16 protein-coding genes are annotated in these 19,646 nt (G+C 55.9%); 12 read left to right on the top strand and 4 right to left on the bottom strand.

The features are described from left to right. Positions 1–13: 13 nt before the first annotated feature. From AC3IX4_RS21730 to AC3IX4_RS21740, 3 genes are all read right to left on the bottom strand, one after another. Complete coding sequence (locus tag AC3IX4_RS21730) at positions 14–793, bottom strand: ABC transporter permease (protein ID WP_489257427.1); 780 nt, start codon at positions 791–793, stop codon at positions 14–16. Then, entirely contained in the window at positions 790–1,722 is a 933-nt protein-coding gene (locus AC3IX4_RS21735; protein ID WP_489257428.1) for an ABC transporter ATP-binding protein, read from the bottom strand. Before AC3IX4_RS21735 ends, AC3IX4_RS21730 begins: the two co-directional genes overlap by 4 nt. Before the next feature lie 129 nt (positions 1,723–1,851). Then, on the bottom strand, positions 1,852–2,475 hold the full coding sequence (locus AC3IX4_RS21740) for a glutathione S-transferase family protein (RefSeq protein WP_489257429.1): 624 nt from the start codon (positions 2,473–2,475) through the stop codon (positions 1,852–1,854). A gap of 161 nt (positions 2,476–2,636) precedes the next feature. Here AC3IX4_RS21740 and AC3IX4_RS21745 point away from each other — a divergent pair, with 161 nt between their 5' ends. Both AC3IX4_RS21745 and AC3IX4_RS21750 read left to right on the top strand, forming a co-directional pair. Continuing rightward, the gene (locus AC3IX4_RS21745) at positions 2,637–5,084 is read left to right on the top strand and encodes an acyl-CoA dehydrogenase (protein ID WP_489257430.1); all 2,448 of its coding nucleotides are present in this window, start codon (positions 2,637–2,639) and stop codon (positions 5,082–5,084) included. 78 nt (positions 5,085–5,162) lie between these two features. Continuing rightward, complete coding sequence (locus tag AC3IX4_RS21750; RefSeq protein WP_489257431.1) at positions 5,163–5,573, top strand: PA2817 family protein; 411 nt, start codon at positions 5,163–5,165, stop codon at positions 5,571–5,573. A gap of 46 nt (positions 5,574–5,619) precedes the next feature. Here AC3IX4_RS21750 and AC3IX4_RS21755 read toward each other — a convergent pair whose 3' ends face one another. Beyond that, a complete protein-coding gene (locus AC3IX4_RS21755; protein WP_489257432.1) occupies positions 5,620–5,880 on the bottom strand; it encodes a hypothetical protein in 261 nt (86 codons plus the stop codon). Positions 5,881–6,297: 417 nt separating this feature from the next. Between AC3IX4_RS21755 and tssA the strand changes: the two genes are divergently transcribed. From tssA to AC3IX4_RS21805, 10 genes are read left to right on the top strand one after another with little or no spacing between them, the layout of a single operon-like run. Beyond that, positions 6,298–7,863, top strand: coding sequence for a type VI secretion system protein TssA (gene tssA / locus AC3IX4_RS21760; protein ID WP_489261338.1), 1,566 nt, complete (start codon positions 6,298–6,300; stop codon positions 7,861–7,863). Between the two features lie 33 nt (positions 7,864–7,896). Continuing rightward, complete coding sequence (gene tssB, locus AC3IX4_RS21765) at positions 7,897–8,403, top strand: type VI secretion system contractile sheath small subunit (protein WP_489257433.1); 507 nt, start codon at positions 7,897–7,899, stop codon at positions 8,401–8,403. A 23-nt stretch (positions 8,404–8,426) separates the two neighbouring features. Further along, positions 8,427–9,902, top strand: a complete 1,476-nt coding sequence (gene tssC, locus AC3IX4_RS21770) for a type VI secretion system contractile sheath large subunit (RefSeq protein ID WP_489257434.1) — start codon at positions 8,427–8,429, stop codon at positions 9,900–9,902. Positions 9,903–9,910: 8 nt separating this feature from the next. After that, complete coding sequence (gene tssE / locus AC3IX4_RS21775; protein WP_489257435.1) at positions 9,911–10,318, top strand: type VI secretion system baseplate subunit TssE; 408 nt, start codon at positions 9,911–9,913, stop codon at positions 10,316–10,318. A gap of 10 nt (positions 10,319–10,328) precedes the next feature. Next, positions 10,329–10,592, top strand: a complete 264-nt coding sequence (locus tag AC3IX4_RS21780) for a PAAR domain-containing protein (protein WP_489257436.1) — start codon at positions 10,329–10,331, stop codon at positions 10,590–10,592. A 30-nt stretch (positions 10,593–10,622) separates the two neighbouring features. After that, positions 10,623–12,410 (top strand): type VI secretion system baseplate subunit TssF, encoded by a 1,788-nt coding sequence (gene tssF / locus AC3IX4_RS21785; RefSeq protein WP_489257437.1) that lies wholly within the window; start codon positions 10,623–10,625, stop codon positions 12,408–12,410. Next, complete coding sequence (gene tssG, locus AC3IX4_RS21790) at positions 12,374–13,393, top strand: type VI secretion system baseplate subunit TssG (protein WP_489257438.1); 1,020 nt, start codon at positions 12,374–12,376, stop codon at positions 13,391–13,393. The genes tssF and tssG overlap by 37 nt, the downstream gene beginning before the upstream one ends. Beyond that, positions 13,390–15,969, top strand: coding sequence for a type VI secretion system ATPase TssH (gene tssH, locus AC3IX4_RS21795; RefSeq protein WP_489257439.1), 2,580 nt, complete (start codon positions 13,390–13,392; stop codon positions 15,967–15,969). The genes tssG and tssH overlap by 4 nt, the downstream gene beginning before the upstream one ends. Next, the gene (locus tag AC3IX4_RS21800; protein WP_489257440.1) at positions 15,956–17,533 is read left to right on the top strand and encodes a sigma-54 interaction domain-containing protein; all 1,578 of its coding nucleotides are present in this window, start codon (positions 15,956–15,958) and stop codon (positions 17,531–17,533) included. Before tssH ends, AC3IX4_RS21800 begins: the two co-directional genes overlap by 14 nt. Then, complete coding sequence (locus tag AC3IX4_RS21805; RefSeq protein WP_489257441.1) at positions 17,530–19,575, top strand: type VI secretion system Vgr family protein; 2,046 nt, start codon at positions 17,530–17,532, stop codon at positions 19,573–19,575. The genes AC3IX4_RS21800 and AC3IX4_RS21805 overlap by 4 nt, the downstream gene beginning before the upstream one ends. Positions 19,576–19,646 lie beyond the last annotated feature (71 nt).

Here is a 19,646-nt window from a genome sequence, read left to right on the forward strand (position 1 = left end):
CTTGCGAGAGCAGTCAGGTGCGCATGCCACGGCCGCTGACCAGCAGACGGGCGCAAGCCACATAGAGCACTACCGTCGCCACCAGCATGAAGCTGATCGCCACGCCGATGCGGATATCGGAAACACCGAGAATACCGTAGCGGAACGAGTTGACCATGTGCAGCACTGGGTTGGCCATGGAGATGGTCTGCCAGATCGGTGGCAGCAAGGTGATCGAATAGAACACCCCGCCCAGGTAAGTCAGCGGCGTCAGCACGAACGTCGGGATGATCGAGATGTCATCGAAGTTGCGGGCAAATACAGCGTTGATGAACCCCAGCAGCGAGAAAATAGTGGCCGTCAGCAACACGACCAGGACGGTCACGCCCAGGTGATGCACCTGCAGATCGGTGAAGAACATCGACAGGATCGTGACGATCACCCCCACCGCCAGGCCACGCAGCACGCCACCCAAGGTGTAGCCGATCAAAATAGTGTGGGGTGACACCGGCGACACCATCAGCTCTTCGATCGAGCGCTGGAACTTGCTGCCGAAAAAGCTTGAGACCACGTTGCCGTAGGAGTTGGTGATCACCGACATCATGATCAGCCCCGGCACGATGTACTGCATATAGGTGAAGCCACCCATATCACCGATCTGTCGGCCGATCAGGTTTCCGAAAATCACGAAGTACAGCACCATGGTGATGGCCGGCGGCAGCAGGGTTTGCGGCCAGATCCGCATGAAACGACGGATTTCGCGATAAACGATGGTATTGAGGGCGACCAGGTTGGGACGCAGTTCCGAACTCATACCGCCACCTTCCCAAGGTTTTTTTCCACCAACGACACAAACAATTCCTCCAGGCGATTGGTCTTGTTGCGCAAGCTCTGCACTTCGATGTTTTGCAGTGCCAACTGGCCAAACAGGGCCGTCACGCCGACTTGCTTGTCGACCTGCACCTCCAGGGTGTGCCGATCGACCAGGCGGCATGGGTAGCCTTCCAGGTGGGGCGCCACTTGCAAATCCTGTTTGAGGTCCAGCAGGAAGGTCTCTACATGCAACTTGCCCAGCAGGGCACGCATGCTGGTGTTCTCGACGATGGTGCCATGGTCGATGATGCCGATGTTGCGGCACAACTGCTCGGCTTCTTCCAAGTAGTGCGTGGTCAGGATGATGGTGATGCCCTTCTTGTTCAGCTCAGTCAGGAAGGTCCACATCGAGCGACGCAGTTCGATGTCCACGCCCGCAGTGGGCTCATCAAGAATCAGCAGCCGTGGCTCATGGATCAGTGCCCGGGCAATCATCAGACGACGCTTCATGCCGCCGGACAAGGACCGCGACGGGACGTCACGCTTGTCCCACAGCCCCAGCTGGGTCAGGTATTGTTCAGCGCGTTCCTTGGCCAGGCGGGCCGGAATGCCGTAATACCCCGCCTGGGTCACGACAATATCGAAGGTCTTTTCAAACTGATTGAAGTTGAATTCTTGCGGGACCACGCCAATGTTGCGCTTGAGCGCGGCGGGCTGGCGATCCAGGTCGTGGCCGAAGATATTCACCGTGCCGCTGGTTTTGTTGACCAGGGTGGAGAGAATGCCGATGGTGGTGGATTTGCCAGCGCCGTTGGGGCCCAGCAATGCAAAAAAATCGCCTTCGGCCACATCCAGGTCGATGCCATGCAGGGCCTGGAAGCCATTGCCGTAGGTTTTGGTTAACTGCCGGATGGACAGAGCGGAACTCATAAGCGGTTAGGTACCCGATAATGTACGTTCAAAAATTGGATCCGCATCATTAAATACAATCGCGGCGGATAAAACCAATGCTGCGTGCCGTCGCCGCGCAAGTACAGTGAGCAATATCGATAGTGATTATCAGGTCAAGGCAGTCATGACCGCGGCCTGATAAGCCGGGCGCGTTTTCAGGCGCTCGTACCAGTCGCGCAGGTGGTGCATGTCTGGGCGCTCAATCGGCATTTCAAACCAGGCGTAGGCGAAAGCCCCCAGCGGAATATCGCCCATACCGGGCTCATCGCCGCTCAAATAAGGTTGACTGGCCAACGCCTGGTCGGCAATCGAGAGCAACTGTGCGCACGCTTTGTGCGCGGCGTTGATGGCCACCCAGTCTTGCTGGTCGGCAGGGGTTCTGAGAATGCCCCAGAACAGATGACGAAAGGGTTCGGCCAACGAGGTTGACGTCCAGTCCATCCATTTATCGGCGTTGGCCCGCACTGCCGGATCGGCCGGATACCATTGGGAGTCGGGCGCATAACGGGCCGTAAGATAACGCACGATGGCATTGGACTCCCAGAGCACCAACTCACCGTCCTCCAGGGTCGGAATTCGCCCATTGGGGTTCAAGGCACGGTACTCCGGGCCATCCACCAAGCCGAATGCGCCGCCTGCATCGATGCTGTGATACGGCAATTCCAGTTCCTGTGCACACCACAGCACCTTGCGAACATTGGATGAGTTTTTCCTTCCCCAAATCTTGAGCATAAGACTTTCGCCATCAACCGAGTGGGCGATCAGTCTACTCCTGCTGCCGAACTCCACCACCCAGGCAAGGTCCCAATCCAGACACCGGTGCACTTGCAGGCCGTTTGCCCGATGCCGACTACGCTTGCCAGGGTCTTGTCCGGTCTCACGGAGGAATACCTATGTTGCTGTTGTGGTTGTTGGTTATGGTCGTCGGCATTGCCTGGCTGGCACACCGTCGCGTCTCCCCTCTTCCTACGCTAGGCATTGCGGCCGTCTATTTGCTGCTCATGGGAATACTCAGCTCTGCTGCGTGGTGGCTGATGGCAATTTTCTGGCTGGGGCTGGCAACCATTGCCTTGCCTCTGCTGTTGCCCGCCCTGCGACGCAAATTTTTCACCGCGCCGATGTTCGCCTGGTTTCAGCGTACCTTGCCGCCGATGTCCGTGACCGAACGTGAGGCCATCGATGCGGGGACAGTCTGGTGGGACGGCGAACTGTTCAGCGGGCGCCCGAATTGGGACACGCTACTGGACTACCCCAAGGCACAGCTGACCGAGGAGGAGCAGGCCTTTATCGACGGCCCCACCGAAGCGTTGTGCGCGATGGTCAGTGACTGGCAGATTGGTCAGGACATGGACCTGCCCGCCGACGCCTGGGCCCATATCAAGCAGCATGGTTTTTTTGCGCTGATTATCCCCAAGGAATATGGCGGCAAGGGCTTCTCGGCCTATGCCCACTCACAAGTGGCCATGAAACTTGCAACCCGCAGTGGTGACCTTGCCTCCACCGTCATGGTGCCTAACTCCCTGGGCCCGGCAGAACTGCTGCTGCACTATGGCACCGAAGAGCAACGCAACCACTACCTGCCCCGCCTCGCTCGTGGCGATGAGATCCCCTGCTTCGCCCTGACAGGGCCACTGGCCGGCTCCGACGCTGGCGCCATGCCCGATACCGGGGTGATCTGCCGAGGCGAATGGCAAGGCGAACAGGTAATCGGCCTACGCTTGAACTGGGAAAAGCGCTACATCACCCTGGGCCCTGTGGCCACCCTTCTGGGCCTCGCGTTCAAGGCCTATGACCCAGAGCACCTGCTCGGCGAAGACGAAGACCTGGGCATCAGCCTGGCGCTGATCCCCACCGACACCCAAGGTGTTGAGATCGGCCGCCGCCACCTGCCGCTGGGTGCGGCGTTCATGAACGGCCCCAACTCAGGCAAAGACGTGTTTATCCCGCTGGACTACCTCATCGGTGGCCAGGCGATGCTTGGCAAAGGCTGGATGATGCTGATGAATTGCCTTTCGGTCGGGCGTTCGATTTCCCTACCTGCCGTGGGTACGGGCGCGGCGAAATTCACGAGCCTGGTCACCGGCCAATACACACAAGTACGCGAACAGTTCAACGTACCGCTGTCGGCATTCGAAGGCATTCAGGAAGCCATGGCGCGGATCGGCGGCAATGCCTGGCTGATGGACAGTGCACGGATGTTGACCGCCAGCGCCGTCGACCTGGGCGAAAAGCCCTCGGTGCTGTCGGCCATCCTCAAATATCACCTGACCGAACGGGGCCGCGAATGCATCGGCCACGCCATGGATGTGCATGGCGGCAAGGGCATCATCATGGGGCCCAATAACTATCTGGCGCGCAGCTGGCAAGGGGCGCCCATTTTTATCACCGTGGAAGGCGCCAACATCCTTTCCCGCAACCTGATGATCTTTGGCCAGGGCGCCATTCGCTGCCACCCCTTCGTGCTCAAGGAAATGGCCCTGGTTGGGCGTGAAGACCGCGACCAGGCGCTCAGGGAATTCGATGACTTGCTGCTCAAGCACATTGGTTTTGCGGTGGGCAACGCAGCCAGCACCTTTATCCTCAACCTGGGGCTGGGCCGCTTCGACGCCAAGCCTGGCGATGCGCTGAGCCAAGGCTACTTCCGGGCATTGGATCGCCAGGCGGCCGCCTTTGCGATGCTGGCCGACCTGTGCATGATGTTGCTCGGAGGCGCGCTCAAGCGCCGCGAACGCTTGTCTGCACGCCTGGGCGATGTACTGAGCAATCTGTATCTGGGCTCGGCGGCGCTCAAGCGCTACCACGACCTGAACGCTCCCGAGTACCTGCGCCCACTGTTGCAATGGGCCATGGAAGAAAGCCTGGGGCGTGCCGAGCAAGCATTGGACGAGCTACTGGCCAACTTCCCCAATCGCCTGTTGGGCGGCTTGCTGCGGGCGGTGGTATTCCCCTTCGGCCGGCGCCACACCGGCCCGTCCGATGCGCTGGACGCCGAAATCGCGGCACTCATTGGCCGCGCCAAGGGCGACCCGGCACTGGAGGAATTGTTGATGGGTTGCTACCGCCCACAGTCAGCCGACGACCCGGTGGGCGCACTGCAGCATGCCTGTGACCTGCTGTCGGCCAGCGCCACCCTGCAGAAAAAGCTGCACGGCGCCTTCAAGGCCGGGCACTTCAGCCCACAACCCGGCGAGCACCTGATCGATGCTGCGCTGCAGGCTGGCGTGCTTGAAAGCAACGAGGCCGACAGTTTGCATCAAGCCGAAGCGGCAAGGCGCAAAGTGATCGATGTAGACGACTTCAGCAAAGAACAACTGACGGCGGCCGAGGGCCGAGTACGCTGACACCAGTCGCCTCACAAAGACATCGGGCGCGTGGAGCCGTATACTCCCGCGCCCGTTTCGCTCAAGAGGACCTTCGCCATGGCCAATTCACAACTCGAACACAACCTCATCCTGCTCGACCACCTGCGCAGCATCCTGGTCGCACTGGGTGAAGCCGAGCAAGTGCCAGAGGAAAGTCATGCCTTGTTCCTGGAGCGTTTCGACGAACTGCGCGCCGAATTGCCGGTCGACCCCATCGAAAGCCAGTACCTGGGCCAAGACCTGATGTGCCAGATCATCACCCGCTACCCGCAAATCGCGCACCTGGTGCCCCGCGACCTGCTGTGGTTCTTCGCCGGTGACTGCCTGCACTACATGCCTGATGAAGAAATCGAGCTGTACCAGACACTGGAAGAACGCCGCTTTGAAGCGGAGGAAAACGACGAACCGTTCGACTGGAACCAGGAAAAACAGCTGCTGAGCCTGTCGACGCAAGACAGCAAGCACTGATACCCAGCAGATTGATAAACGTGCAGCGACCGCTGCACGCCATCGCTTAGAGAGCCCCCAACCCCCAATTGCAATCCTCCTCTGGGTTGGGGATGCGCGAAGAAACTCGGCTGATTGCTGAAAACTTGAGCTCTACACGCTCATCATCAGCCGTGCGCAAAACCAGGTTGCCGCCCTTCCAGTCAACCTGCTTGAGGCTTCCGCACCGAAAGCCCAACATCCGCCCCTCTACACAAAAACTGCCGTAGACCGTGATGCACTCGCCAACCTTGTAGAAACCCAGTTGTGTCCGGCAAGTATTGTCCATGGCTGTAGCCCCTGCTTTCGGTGCGCTGGGGGGTCATGGTGGGGGTATGGGCGGGGGTTGGCTACTGTCAGAAATGACAGGATCACCAGGGAATGCCCGACCTCGCAACATATTTTCGTCGAGCAAATATTCCGCATACCGGCGACGAGCTTGCTGATATTGCCTCGTCCGAGCATTCGGACAGTTCTGATCTACTCCCCTCTCTACAAAGACCGTTGCCTCTTAGCCCCTCACCCAGTTTCGGGAGATTTCACGCGTGATCTAACGAACGGTCCTACATACAACCCTTGAAACAACAATCACCATGCTCGCCAGGCAATAGTTCCTAGGAAAATCAGAAACTTCCTTTTTCTGAGAGCCTCCATGGACAATTGAAAACAAAGCGATTTAAAGTCCATCAACAAAAAAACAATGACTTTGACCCATTCCAAAAAGCTCTCTGCGCACTATCTGCAGCTCGCCAAAATGTCGCTGGGGGACTCTGCGCTCACCGGGACAGACGCACGCTTTTCTCCCGAGTTTGAGAGGCTCGAAGTCGAGCTTGCCAAAGAAAGCTCGTTGCATAACACCAGCGATGTCGACTGGCAAAAGATGCTCGAAATGTGCGAAGCCTTCCTGGAAAACCAGTCCAAGGATCTTCGTGTCGCTGCCTGGCTAACGTGGAGCCTTTACCAGCGTGAGTCCTTTGCGGGGCTATTGGCTGGCCTTGGCATGCTGCATCACTTTTGCACGGATTACTGGGCAGAGTTACACCCTCAAAAAATGCGCACTCGTATCGCATCTATCAACTGGCTATTGCCACGATTGGACGGCGTATTTGGCGAACAGGTTGCCATTTCCGAGCAATTGTCCCTCTTTCGCAAACTCGCAGAATGTCTTCGAGACTTTGAAGCCAACCTGTCGACGCATCTGGGCCCAGAAGCCCCCTTGTTGCTGCCCCTTTCACGTCGGCTTGACGACTTAGTCGCGCGCGCTGGTTTGGGCCACCCTGCTCCCGGCACTGTTGGGTCGGCAATAGCCCAGGTCAAACAGGCCGCAGTGCAGGCCCTTTCATCCAGTTCGGCGGTAGACAACGAAAAAGATGCGCATAAAAACCTGCGGGCGCTGCAAGACCAGTCCCGCACACTGTGTACCTATTGGTTGAAACAGAAGGCCACTGACATTCGTGCTTTGCGACTGTCCCGCACGTTGTTGTGGCTACCCATTGAAGTGTTGCCAGAACACAACGCCGAGCAAGTCACAGCCTTGAGAGGGGTTGCAACGGACAAACTTATTCGCTTTCGCGAACTTTTCCAACAAAGTAAACATGCCGATCTTCTCGTAGAGTTGGAAGCCGTTACAGCCCGGTCTCCTTTCTGGCTGGATGGACAGCGATTGGTATGGGAATGCCTTCAGGCATTGCAGGCGGACCTGGCCATGCAGGAAGTGGAAATACAATTGTCACTTTTCCTCCAACGTCTGACTCATCTCGAACAATTGCACTTTCACGACGGTACCCCTTTCGCAGACCCAGACACTCGAATGTGGATCAGCGCGCATGTATTGCCGCATTTAACCTCTCCAGACAAGCGGCCAGAGCAACTAACTTTTCAGAATGACAACGCCTCTCCGGCTTGGGAGTCAGGGCTGAACGAGGCCCTTTCAACCTTAGAAAAATCAGGATTGAAAGCCGCCGTTCAACAAATCAAGCAAGGCATGAATATTACTATTGCTGGCCGTGAGCGATTTTATTGGCAGTTGACGCTTGCCCGCCTCTGCTTCAGTGCAAAAAAATACGAACTCGCCAAAACCCAACTTGATGCGCTTGATCAACGGCTGCAGAGCTCCGCACTCGGCGACTGGGAGCCAAAACTTGTGCTGGAGGTTCTTAACCTGGCACACAGTTGTTGCGAGTTGCTGCCTCAGAATCATGCTGTGCGTGAGCACAAAGAAGAAATTCGTCGAAGGCTGTGCCATCTCGATTTAGAGGTCGTACTCGATTAACGCTTTGGATCACAACAATCCTGGAGAAAGAAAATGGCCAAAGAAGGCTCAGTAGCACCCAAAGAACGTATCAATGTTACCTATAAGCCCGCCACCGGTGACGCCAAGCAAGAAACCGAGTTACCGTTGAAGCTGATGGTAGTGGGTGACTTCACTCAACGTCCCGATGAGCGTCGCATTGAAGATCGCCGAGCGATCAACATAAACAAAGACAACTTTGATGACGTGCTTTCCAAACAAGAAATCACACTGAATATTGCCATTCCTAATCGTTTATCAGAAAACAACAGCGATGAAGAAATAGCGATCCAGTTAAACATCGCATCTCTAAAGGACTTTCACCCCGACCAATTGGTTGAGCAGGTGCCTGAATTAAAGAAATTAATGGAATTGAGGGAAGCGTTGGTCTCTTTGAAAGGACCTCTTGGAAACGCACCTGCATTTCGAAAGGCCATTGAAAGCGTGCTTGAAGATGCCGATTCACGTGATCGTGTATTGGGCGAACTGGGCCTGGCAACATCCGTAAAACTGGACTCCTGATAAAACGTACAAGGACGCAACCCATGAGCACGCGCGCAGCCGTTACCGATCAACAAAATACCGTTGACATTGGAATCCTCGATCGCATCATTGCCGAGACCAAACTGACACCCAATGATGATGCATACCACATCGCCAAACGCGGTGTCTCTGCATTCATTGAAGAGCTGCTAAAACCGCAGAACAGCGGTGAGCCCGTGAAGAAAGCCATGGTCGATCGCATGATTGCGCAGATCGACACCAAACTCAGCGAGCAGATGGACGCCATACTCCACCACGCAGAGTTTCAATCGATTGAGTCAGCCTGGCGCGGCTTGAAGCTTCTCGTGGATCGCACGGACTTTCGTGAAAACATCAAGATAGAAATACTTAGCGTATCGAAACAAGACCTACTTGACGATTTCGAAGACAGCCCAGAGGTTGTACAGTCGGGGCTCTATAAACATGTATACAGCGCAGAATATGGTCAGTTTGGTGGCGAGCCTGTAGCGGCACTGATTGCGAACTACTTCTTCGATCCCAGCGCTCCAGACATCAAGACACTGCAATACGTTTCAAGTGTCGCAACCATGGCTCACGCTCCTTTTATTGCGGCAGCAAGCCCAAAGTTTTTTGGCTTGGAAAGTTATACCGGACTGACCGACATCAAAGACTTGAAGGACCATTTCGGGGCTCCTCAATTCACCAAGTGGCAAAGCTTGCGAGAACACGAAAACTCCCGAAATCTCGCATTGGCTGGCCCACGCTTTCTCTTGCGCCCTCCGTACGATACCGAAAACCATCCCGTTAAACGCTTTGCCTATGGTGAAAACGTTGCCAATAGTCATGAGCATTATCTTTGGGGGAACACGGCGTACGCGTTCGCCACTCGCCTGACCGACAGCTTTGCCAAATTTCGCTGGTGCCCCAATATCATCGGCCCACAAAGCGGAGGTGCTGTCGAAGATTTGCCGTTGCATCAGTTTCAGAGCATGGGCGAAATTGAAACCAAGATTCCGACCGAAGTTTTGATTTCCGACCGCCGAGAATACGAGCTGGCGGAAGAAGGTTTCATTTCGCTGACCATGCGCAAAGGCAGTGACAATGCTGCGTTCTTCTCTGCCAACTCAATCCAGAAGCCTAAGGCGTTCGGGAATAGTGAAGAGGGCAAGCTGGCTGAGTTCAACTATAAACTGGGCACACAGCTGCCTTACCTATTCATCGTTAACCGCCTCGCCCACTACATCAAGGTGCTTCAGCGCGAACAACTCGGTGCCTGGAAAGAGCGCACTGACTTGGAGCAGGAGTTGAACAAGTGGATCCGCCAGTACGTGGCCGATCAGGACAACCCCAGCGCTGAAGTACGCGGTCGCCGCCCCCTGCGTGGCGCAGAAATCACCGTTAACGATGTGCAAGGCGAACCGGGTTGGTACCGCGTCAGCCTGAACGTGCGCCCTCACTTCAAGTACATGGGTGCCGACTTTACCCTCTCGCTGGTTGGCAAGTTGGATAAAGAGTAAATACAGGCATGAAGAGACTCGGCAGCCTTTTCGAACGCTTGGGTGGCGACATTGAGCAGCGTGCCAACTGGACCGAAGAGGCATGTACCACAGCCTCAGTAGCCTCCCATTTGGCCAAGATGCTCAGCACTCGCACAGGTAGCGTCCAAACGTTACCCGATTACGGCCTGCCGGATCTCAATGACATGCGTCTAAGCCTGCATGACGCATTGACACAAGCACAGGTGGCCATTGAACACTTTATCGAAAATTACGAGCCTCGCTTGAGTAATGTAAAAGTGATTTCTTTGCCACGTGCGCACAATCATCTGTCTCTGCTTTTTCGCATCGAAGGGTTATTGGAAGTGGCCGGTCACAAACGTCCCGCACATTTCACTGCCAGCTTAGATGCGAGTGGGAAAGTCACCCTAAGTTAAGGAGTAACCCATGTCCGGTAAACCTGCTGCCCGAAAGGGCGACCCCACTGTCGACGGCGATGCAAATCCGATTAATAGCGGATCATCTGATGTATTGATTGATGGCATTTCCGCTGCCCGAGAAGGTGATACCACTGAATGCGGAAGCGAGCTGTGTGACTCGTTAAGTTCTACCGTACTGATCAATGGACGCGCGGCCGCCATCGTGGGCAGTGAAGGGACTGCCGGGAATATCGTGCAGAGCGGATCGAAAACAGTGCTCATTGGATCTTGAATCCCTTTAATTTCTTACCGGGAACTTTACGTGTCGCTTAACCACTATTACCAAAATGAACTAACTGCCCTGCGCCAGCTCGGCAAACGCTTTGCCGAACGCAATCCGGCGTTGGCGCCGTTTTTGGGAGATAGTGGTCGTGACCCGGATGTTGAACGCCTGCTGGAAGGGTTCGCTTTTTTGACAGGGCGGTTGCGGCAGAAACTCGATGATGAACTACCAGAACTGACTCATTCGCTGATGCACCTGCTATGGCCTAATTATATGCGCCCCCTGCCAGCGTTCAGCATATTACAGTTTGACCCCTCCACACGTTCTGGGCCCGCACAGCACGTACCCCGTAACACCCCAGTGCAATCCGAACCCTTGCACGGCGTTGATTGCCGCTTTCTGACCGCTTTTAACACTGAAGTATTACCGCTTGCGCTGGATAAGCTGGATTACGCCATCACTGGAGAGGGAGCAGTGCTGACATTGCGCCTGACAATGAGTGCTGGGGGACATCTGGGGGAAGTGTCATTGAAACGGCTGCGCCTGCACTTGGCCGGAGAACGCTATATCAGCCAACAGCTTTACCTGAGTTTGCTTGAGCACTTGAACGACGTGAAGTTGAAGTTGCTGGGCGAAAACGGCACTCCACTGCAAGACAGCAGCAATCATGCATACGAAAGCACGTTGGATGCTGCACACCTGAAGCCTGTAGGTTTTGCAGAAAATGAAGCATTGGTCCCCTACCCGCTTAATACTTTCAGGGGATATCGCTACCTGCAAGAGTACTTTGCCTTTCCAGAAAAATTCTTGTTTGTCGACCTGGACGGGCTCGACGTTTTAACAAGGCACCCGGAAAACATACTCAAAATGGCACGCGGGCTTGAACTTCGCTTCCATTTTCGAAGCGCCAGCGCGCAACTCATTCAACCGTCGCTGGATAACGTACGCCTTTACTGCACTCCAATCGTCAACTTGTTCACCGACGACGCAGCCCCTATTCGTCTCGACGGCAAGCTCGACCGATATCGCGTATTGCCAGGTACCCAGGACCCGCAGCATTTCGGCGTATTTTCAGTGGATAAAGTCGTAGGATGCAAAGCGGGACGTTCAGGCTATACCGATTACGTACTGTTTGAGTCATTCGAGCATGACGGCAGTTCTGAAGCCCCCAACACAGCACCCCATTACAGCGTGCGTCAGGAACCCTCGATGGTGGACGGGCGCCTCGATACCTATCTCAGCTTTGGTCAGCGCAATACGGACCAGCACGAAACCATTTCCATCGAGCTGACCTGTACCAATCAAGATCTGCCGCGACAGCTGGCCGAGGGCAGCATCTGCCTCCCCTGTGCGGGAACCCCATCGTCACTGAGTTTTCGCAACATCGGAAGGGTGACCCCCAGTTATGCCCCGCCCCTGCACCGCGACTTCCTCTGGAAGCTAATAAGCAACATGTCACTGAACTACCTATCGCTGGCCAATGTAGAGGCCCTGAAGGTGATTCTCGAAACCTACGACCTGCCGCGCTACTACGACAAACATTCAGAGAAAGTCAGCCGCCAATTATTGGCTGGCCTGAGAAGTATTCAGCATCACCAGATCGACCGACTTTACCGAGGTTTGCCAGTGCGAGGGGTACGCACCCAGTTGACGATCAACCCCGAGGGGTATCGCGGCGAAGGTGAGCTGTACCTGTTTGCTTCGGTGCTCAATGAGTTCTTTGCGCTCTACGCCAGCCTGAACTCTTTCCATCAATTGCACGTAAACAGTACTCAAGGAGAGGACTACGTATGGACGCCACGGATGGGACAGCAACCCCTGCTTTGACGCCATTGAGTCAAGGCATCCGCGAGTACAGCTTGTTTCAGGGTGTTCAGCGGGTAATGGAGCACCTCGCAACAGCCAACCCTGGGCTGAAAGAGGAGGCTCTGTACGAACTACTGGAATTCCATGCAAACCCCAGCATGGGCTTTCCCGGAAGTGATATCGACTGCGTGCAGTTTTTTCAAGAGCGCGGCGCATTGCGGGCACGGCTACGTATCAACTTGATGAGTTTGCTCGGAGCCAGTTCGCCACTCCCGTCGTTCTACGGCGAACAAGCATTGGCCGACAGCATGGGTGGGCGCAGCACCCGCGATTTCATGGACCTTTTCAACCATCGCCTGCAACGCCTGTTGCTGCAAATCTGGCAGAAGTATCGCTACCACGCGCGGTTTCGAATGGGCGCACAAGACCCTCTGTCCGAGCAGTTGTTTGCATTGATCGGGCTAGGTGGCCAGCACATTCGCAAAACTTCGGAATTGAATTGGCAGCGCCTGTTGCCCTACTTGGGCTTGCTGAGCCTTCGCGCCCATTCGGCCGCCTTGATCGAGTCGGTCCTGCGCTACTACTTCAAACATGCCGACTTGTTCATCGAGCAATGTATCGAGCGTCGAGTCCTTATTCCGCTCGATCAACAAAACGCTCTGGGCATCGCCAATCATCAGTTGAATGAAACAGCCGTGCTGGGTGAACAAACGGTCGACGGCAGCAGCATGTTCAGAGTGCATATCCAAGCGCTGAGCTGGGAACAACTACACACGTTTTTGCCTATCGGCGACCAATACAAACCGTTATGTGCGCTGGTTCGATTCACCCTCCGAGACCCGCTGGACTACGACATTCGACTGCAACTACGGCCCGAAGAAATCCATGAACAGCGCATAGGCAATGACAACGAGTGCCGCTTGGGCTGGACCAGTTGGCTAGGCCATGAACACGCCGACGGCATCGTCGCACTGAACAGTGCATCAGAGGAAATTCCCCAATGATCAATGTTGATCTACAGCAACTGGTACAGGCATTGGATGCCCCAAGTAAAACTGATCTGGAGCGCTGCGCCGAACGATGCATTCAGCGTGGCGGCCAGAAAATCCTGGTGGAAGACCTACTGCTTGGCTTGTTAGAGCGCCCTCAAGGGCTATTGCCCCGCGCGTTGCAGGATGCCGATATTGAACCGGCCGCCCTTGCTCAAGCCTTGCAGACAAGAAGCGGTCATAGCGAATCCTGCAATCCGGTGTTCTCCACTGAGCTGGTGCAATGGCTGCAGGACGCGCTACTGATCGCAAGCCTTGAATTGCATCAACCGCAAATCGGTGAAGCCGCATTGATATTGGCGCTTCTGCACAACCCTGTGCGCTACGTCGGCAGCCAGTATCAGCCACTGCTCGCTCGCCTGAAGGCTGATCGTCTGCGAGAGTTCGTGCTGTCTACAACAGATGTGCCGCTTACAGGCTCAACAGTAGCCATACCTACCGGGGAGTCAGCCCTACTTCGCTTCACTCACGATCTCACCCAACAAGCGGCTGATGGAAAGCTGGATCCTGTGTTGTGCCGCGATGCCGAAATCCGGCAAATGATCGACATCCTCGCTCGTCGCCGCAAAAACAACCCCATCGTGGTAGGCGAAGCCGGAGTCGGCAAAACCGCAATCGTTGAAGGTTTGGCGCTACGTATTGTTGCCAACGAAGTGCCTGATGCTCTCAAACAAGTGAAGCTTCTAACCCTGGACCTTGGATTGCTCCAAGCCGGTGCCAGTGTCAAAGGGGAGTTCGAACGGCGCTTGCAAGGGGTAATTGACGAGGTCAAATCCTCTCCCTGCCCTGTGATTCTGTTCATCGATGAAGCACACACCTTGATCGGTGCAGGTGGGCAGGCAGGCAGTTCGGATGCCGCTAACTTGCTCAAACCTGCATTGGCGCGCGGTGAACTTCGCACCATTGCGGCAACGACCTGGAGCGAATACAAGAAGTACTTCGAAAAAGACCCGGCATTGGCCAGACGCTTCCAACCCGTCCAGTTGCATGAGCCAACCGTCAATGAGGCCATTACCATCCTGCGTGGTTTGGCCTCAGTCTATGAACAAAGTCATGGGGTCTATCTGCGCGATGACGCCGTGGTGGCCGCAGCCGAATTGTCGGCGCGCTATCTGTCCGGCCGCCAACTGCCTGACAAGGCCGTAGATGTGCTCGATACCGCCTGTGCCCGAGTGCGGATCAGTCTGGCCGCAGCACCTGCTGCCCTTGAACGACTGCGTAATGAATTGGCCGAAGGCGAGCGTCAGCGCCAGGCACTGCAGCGAGACCTTGATTCAGGTTTGGAAGCCGACGCTGACGCGTTGCAGGCGCTGCACCAACGGCTTGCTGAAGCAGCGAGCGAAGCCAATGCACTTGAGGCTGATTGGGCCGAGCAACGTGAACTCGCCAAGCAATTGCTGGATTTGCGACAGCAACGAGCTGCAGCACATTTGGTGTCGGCAACGAAGCAAGCACTCGACGACCAATTAAAAGACACTCAACGCGCCCTGATAGCAGCACAACAGAACGAACGGCTGGTCAGCCATGAGGTCTGCCCGCGCCTGGTCGCCGAAGTCATCAGCCATTGGACGGGTATCCCGCTCTCGAACCTGGCTCGCGAGCACAACAGCGCGGTGGCCGAGTTCGCCCAACAACTAGGGCAACGCCTGCGTGGCCAACCACAGGCCATTAACGCCCTGGACCGAGCCATGCGCGCCAGTGCGGCGGGGCTCAACCGCAGTGATGCCCCGGTGGGTGTGTTTTTACTGGTCGGCCCCAGTGGCGTCGGAAAAACCGAGACCGCATTGGCGTTGGCCGACTTGCTGTACGGCGGCGAACGTTTCCTGACCACCATCAACATGGCCGAATTTCAGGAAAAACATACCGTATCGCGCCTGATCGGCTCGCCCCCTGGCTATGTCGGCTATGGCGAAGGCGGCATGCTAACCGAAGCAGTACGCCAGAAACCCTACTCGGTGTTGTTACTCGACGAGGTAGAAAAAGCTGACCCGGATGTGCTGAACCTGTTCTATCAAATCTTCGACAAGGGCGTGGCCAATGACGGAGAAGGTCGCGAGATCAACTTTCGCAATACGCTGATCCTGATGACGTCGAACCTGGCCAGCGAGAAAATTTCAGCCTTATGCGCCACAGGCGAGCAACCCAGTGCACAAACGCTGGAGCAAGCCATCCAACCCACCTTGAGCCGCTTCTTCAAACCTGCCTTGTTGGCGCGCATGCGCGTCGTTCCCTACTTTCCGATTGCGGGAGAGGTGCTGCGGGATCTGGTTGCTCTCAAGCTGGAGCGTTTCGGCCAGCGCCTGGCTCAACGTCAATTGCGCTTCAGTCACAGTGATCGATTGGTGGAAGAGCTCGCTCAGCGTTGCGCCTACGGTGACAGTGGCGCACGCCTGATTGATCACCTCATTGATCAACATTTGCAGCCACAAGTAGCGGACCGCCTGCTCGCCGCCATGGCGGGTGGACAACCCATACGACACGTACACGCCACAGTCGATGGGCAAGGAGCGGTTGTTTGTGAGTTCGCTTGATATTTCGACGCCTCAGTCGACACTTGATACCGATGCCCTACTCCGGCATCTGGGTACACTCGCTCGACTGACCGATAGCGACATGCTCCAGGAAGGCCTGGTGACGGTGGCGGCACAATTGTCTGATTGCCCACTGAGCCAGCTGTACCTGCTTGACGATACCGGCACGGAACTGAGTCTGGCAACGGAGTGGCGTGATGGGCAATTGCAGGCCCATGATATCGACAGCCAGCCTCGCAACTACCTTAACGAGCCACTTCTGCAATTCTGCTTGACCCAGAAACGCTCGCTGAACATTCCGCTGTTGAACAATGGGCTGTATCAATCCAACTTCCTGCCCGACAGCGGGCAGTCCTGGAGCTGCTTGCTCTGCGTTCCAGCCCTGTATGTGACTGGGGATGTTCGTGGCTTGATTCTTGTCGCACATCGACTCACACGAAATCTTGAACCTGCCTCTATCTCACTGAGCCATCTTGGCCATTTCGTGATAGCCCAGTTGACACTGATGCGTCGACTGCGGATGTCCGAAGAGCCCAAGCCTGCAGCCCTACGACCACTGAGCAATCACGGATTGCTGGGAAATAGCCCAGCCATGCAAACGGTGCACAGCCTTATCAGCAAGGTGTTGAGCTATCCCGTCAGCGTTTTGATCACCGGCGAAACCGGAACAGGGAAAGAACTGGTAGCTCGGGCGATTCACAACAATGGTGTACGGGCCAACAAGAGCTTCGTTGTGCAGAACTGCGCCTCTCTGCCTGAAAACCTGCTGGAGAGTGAACTCTTCGGATATCGACGGGGTGCCTTCACTGGCGCGGACAACCACCGCCAAGGCCTGTTTGACGCCGCCAATGGCGGCACGCTGTTTCTCGACGAAATCGGCGATATGCAATTGGCCTTGCAGGGCAAGCTGCTGCGTTTTCTTCAAGAGGGTGAAGTACGCCCCTTGGGCAGCAACAAAACCCACAAAGTCGATGTTCGGATCATTGCCGCAACCCACCATGACCTGGAAGCACTCGTTGAAGCTGGGAGCTTTCGCAGGGACCTGTTCTACCGGCTTTCATGTTTCCCCATTGAGCTTGCACCGCTAAGAGAGCGCGGTGCGGATATCCAAGCCTTGGCCGAGCATTTTTCCGATGCCTTCTGCACCAAGCTCAAGCGCCCGGTTTGTCGATGGTCTACCGCCGCCCGGTTGGTGATAGGCAGTTACGCATTTCCCGGCAATGTGCGTGAACTGAAGGCACAGGTAGAACGTGCTGTTCTGCTCTGTGAAGGCGAAGAAATACTGCCCTGCCACCTCGCTCCACACCGCAATTGCGAACCCGTTTCTGGGCCAACGAACCTGCGCCAACGCATGGAGCAACTTGAACGAGGCCTACTGCTCGACTGCCTCGCTCGAAACAAAGGTAATCAGACCCAGTCCGCGCACGAGCTGGAAATCCCCCGGCGCACGTTCATCAACCGGATGAAACGCTTGGGCATAAAACCTGCCGAGCACGACTTCAGTCAGCGCTACGCCCAGCCCCTCAATAGCCCCGCTTCTCGTTCGAAAGGAATCTCAGAATGAGCACATCACTTCTCAAGGCGCCTAAACCGTTCATGTTGTCATTGCCAGGCGTGGCCAATGACTTACAGGTGTTTTCATTTAAGGGCGACGAAGCACTCAACTGCCCTTTCCGCTTCGAGATTGAGTTGGTCAGCGAACGTCCCGATCTTGACCTGGAAAGCTTGCTTCACCAGCCGGCGTTTCTGGCATTCGACACGCAAGGCGCTGGTGTGCATGGGCAAACCTACAGCGTTGCCCAAGGCGAGTCCGGCAAGCGCCTGACCCGTTACCATCTCGTTCTCGTACCCCGGCTGGCTTACCTCGCTCACAGCCGTCAACTGCGCATATTCCAGAACAAGAACGTGCAGCAGATCATCACTGAGGTACTCGTAGGGCATGGCATCCTCGCCGACAACTTTCGCTTCGAACTTAAGCCCACACCACCGCTTTCTGCCCGTGAGTACTGCACCCAGTACGACGAAACCGATCTGGACTTTATCCAGCGCCTCTGCGCCGAAGAAGGCCTGAGCTACCACTTCCAGCACAGTACAACTCAACACATGCTGGTCTTCGGTGATGACCAACCGGTTTTCCGCAAAGTGGCACCAACGGCCTACCAACAAGACACCGGCATGGTTGCGCCGGAGCCTGTCATCAACCGATTCGGCGTGCGAGTAGAAACCCGTACCTCACAGGTCACCCGCCGTGACTATGACTTCATGCAACCCCACGTGCGACTCAGTGCCGAGCGGTTTGGCGACCGGACAGAACAGGCAAAAGCATGGCCGTCGCTGGAGGATTACGACTACCCCGGCCGGTTTCGCGATGACGCTACGGGCAAAAAGGTCACCAAGCAGGCGCTAGAGCGCCATCGAAGCGACTACCACTTGGCTGAAGGTAAAAGCGATCAACCCGCCTTGGTCAGTGGACACCTCTTGCCGCTCAGCGAACATCCGCGCGCGCCATGGAACGACCTATGGCTGCTGACCAGCATTCACCATGAAGGGTACCAGCCGCAGGTTCTGGAGGAATCAATCCCCAGCGATACGAGCAAGAGCCCGGACGGTTTACATCAGGGCTATTGCAACACGTTTACGGCGACGCCTTGGAACGTGACCTATCGCCCGCCGCTCAACCATGAGCGGCACGTCATTAGAGGCAGCCAGTTGGCGAAAGTGACTGGGCCCGCCGGTGAAGAAATATTTTGCGATGAGCACGGTCGGGTCAAGGTGCAATTCCCTTGGCACCGTGAAGGCAAAGCCGATGAGCACAGCAGTTGCTGGCTGCGCGTGACATCACGCTGGGCCGGTAACGACTATGGCAGCGTCGTCATACCCCGGGTCGGGATGGAAGTAGAGGTTTCTTTCTTCGAAGGTGACCCTGACCGCCCGTATGTCTCGGCATGCTTGTTCAATCCCGAAAGCCCTACTCCCTACCCCTTGCCTGCCGCCAAGACCCAGACCGTCTTCAAAACGATCAGCTCCCCAGGTGGGGGCGGTTTCAACGAAATCCGTATCGATGACCACAAAGGCGCGGAGCAAGTCTTCGTCCACGCCGAGCGCGACTGGGACCAGATCGTCAAGCACAACCAACGTTTGCATGTGGGTAACGAGCAACGAACCACCGTCGCAGCCAATTGCATCACAGAACTTAAAGCTGAAGAGCACCGTACTACTGCTGGTGATCGCAAGGTGGCTGTCAAAAGCAGTGATTACCTGGAGGTTGCACAAAACCAACATATCAAGGTCGGCACCGGCCAATTTGTAGATGCCGGCAATGAATTGCATTTCAAGGCTGGCGATAAAGTCGTCATTGAGGCCGGCGTAGAGCTGACGCTCAATGCTGGCGGCAATTTTATAAAAATCGATCCCAGTGGGGTGTGGTGTAACGGTGCGTTGATCGGGTTGAACGCTGGCGGTACTGCGGGCCGAGGCTCGGGTATTCAGTTGTTGTCACCGTTGAGTCTGAAGTCACCACCTTCCGTTCTGGACTCTATTAAAAAATCAAGGCATGTCGCCCAAGAGCGCGGAGGTGGCCTGTGCTTGATTTGCGAAAACTGTTAGGAGTCATTAGTAAAAAACGCCACCTAATACGCACACTAATAATAGCTTCAGAAATAAAAAAAGGCTGGAGC

It is taken from the genome of Pseudomonas sp. KH_021, assembly GCF_057838865.1.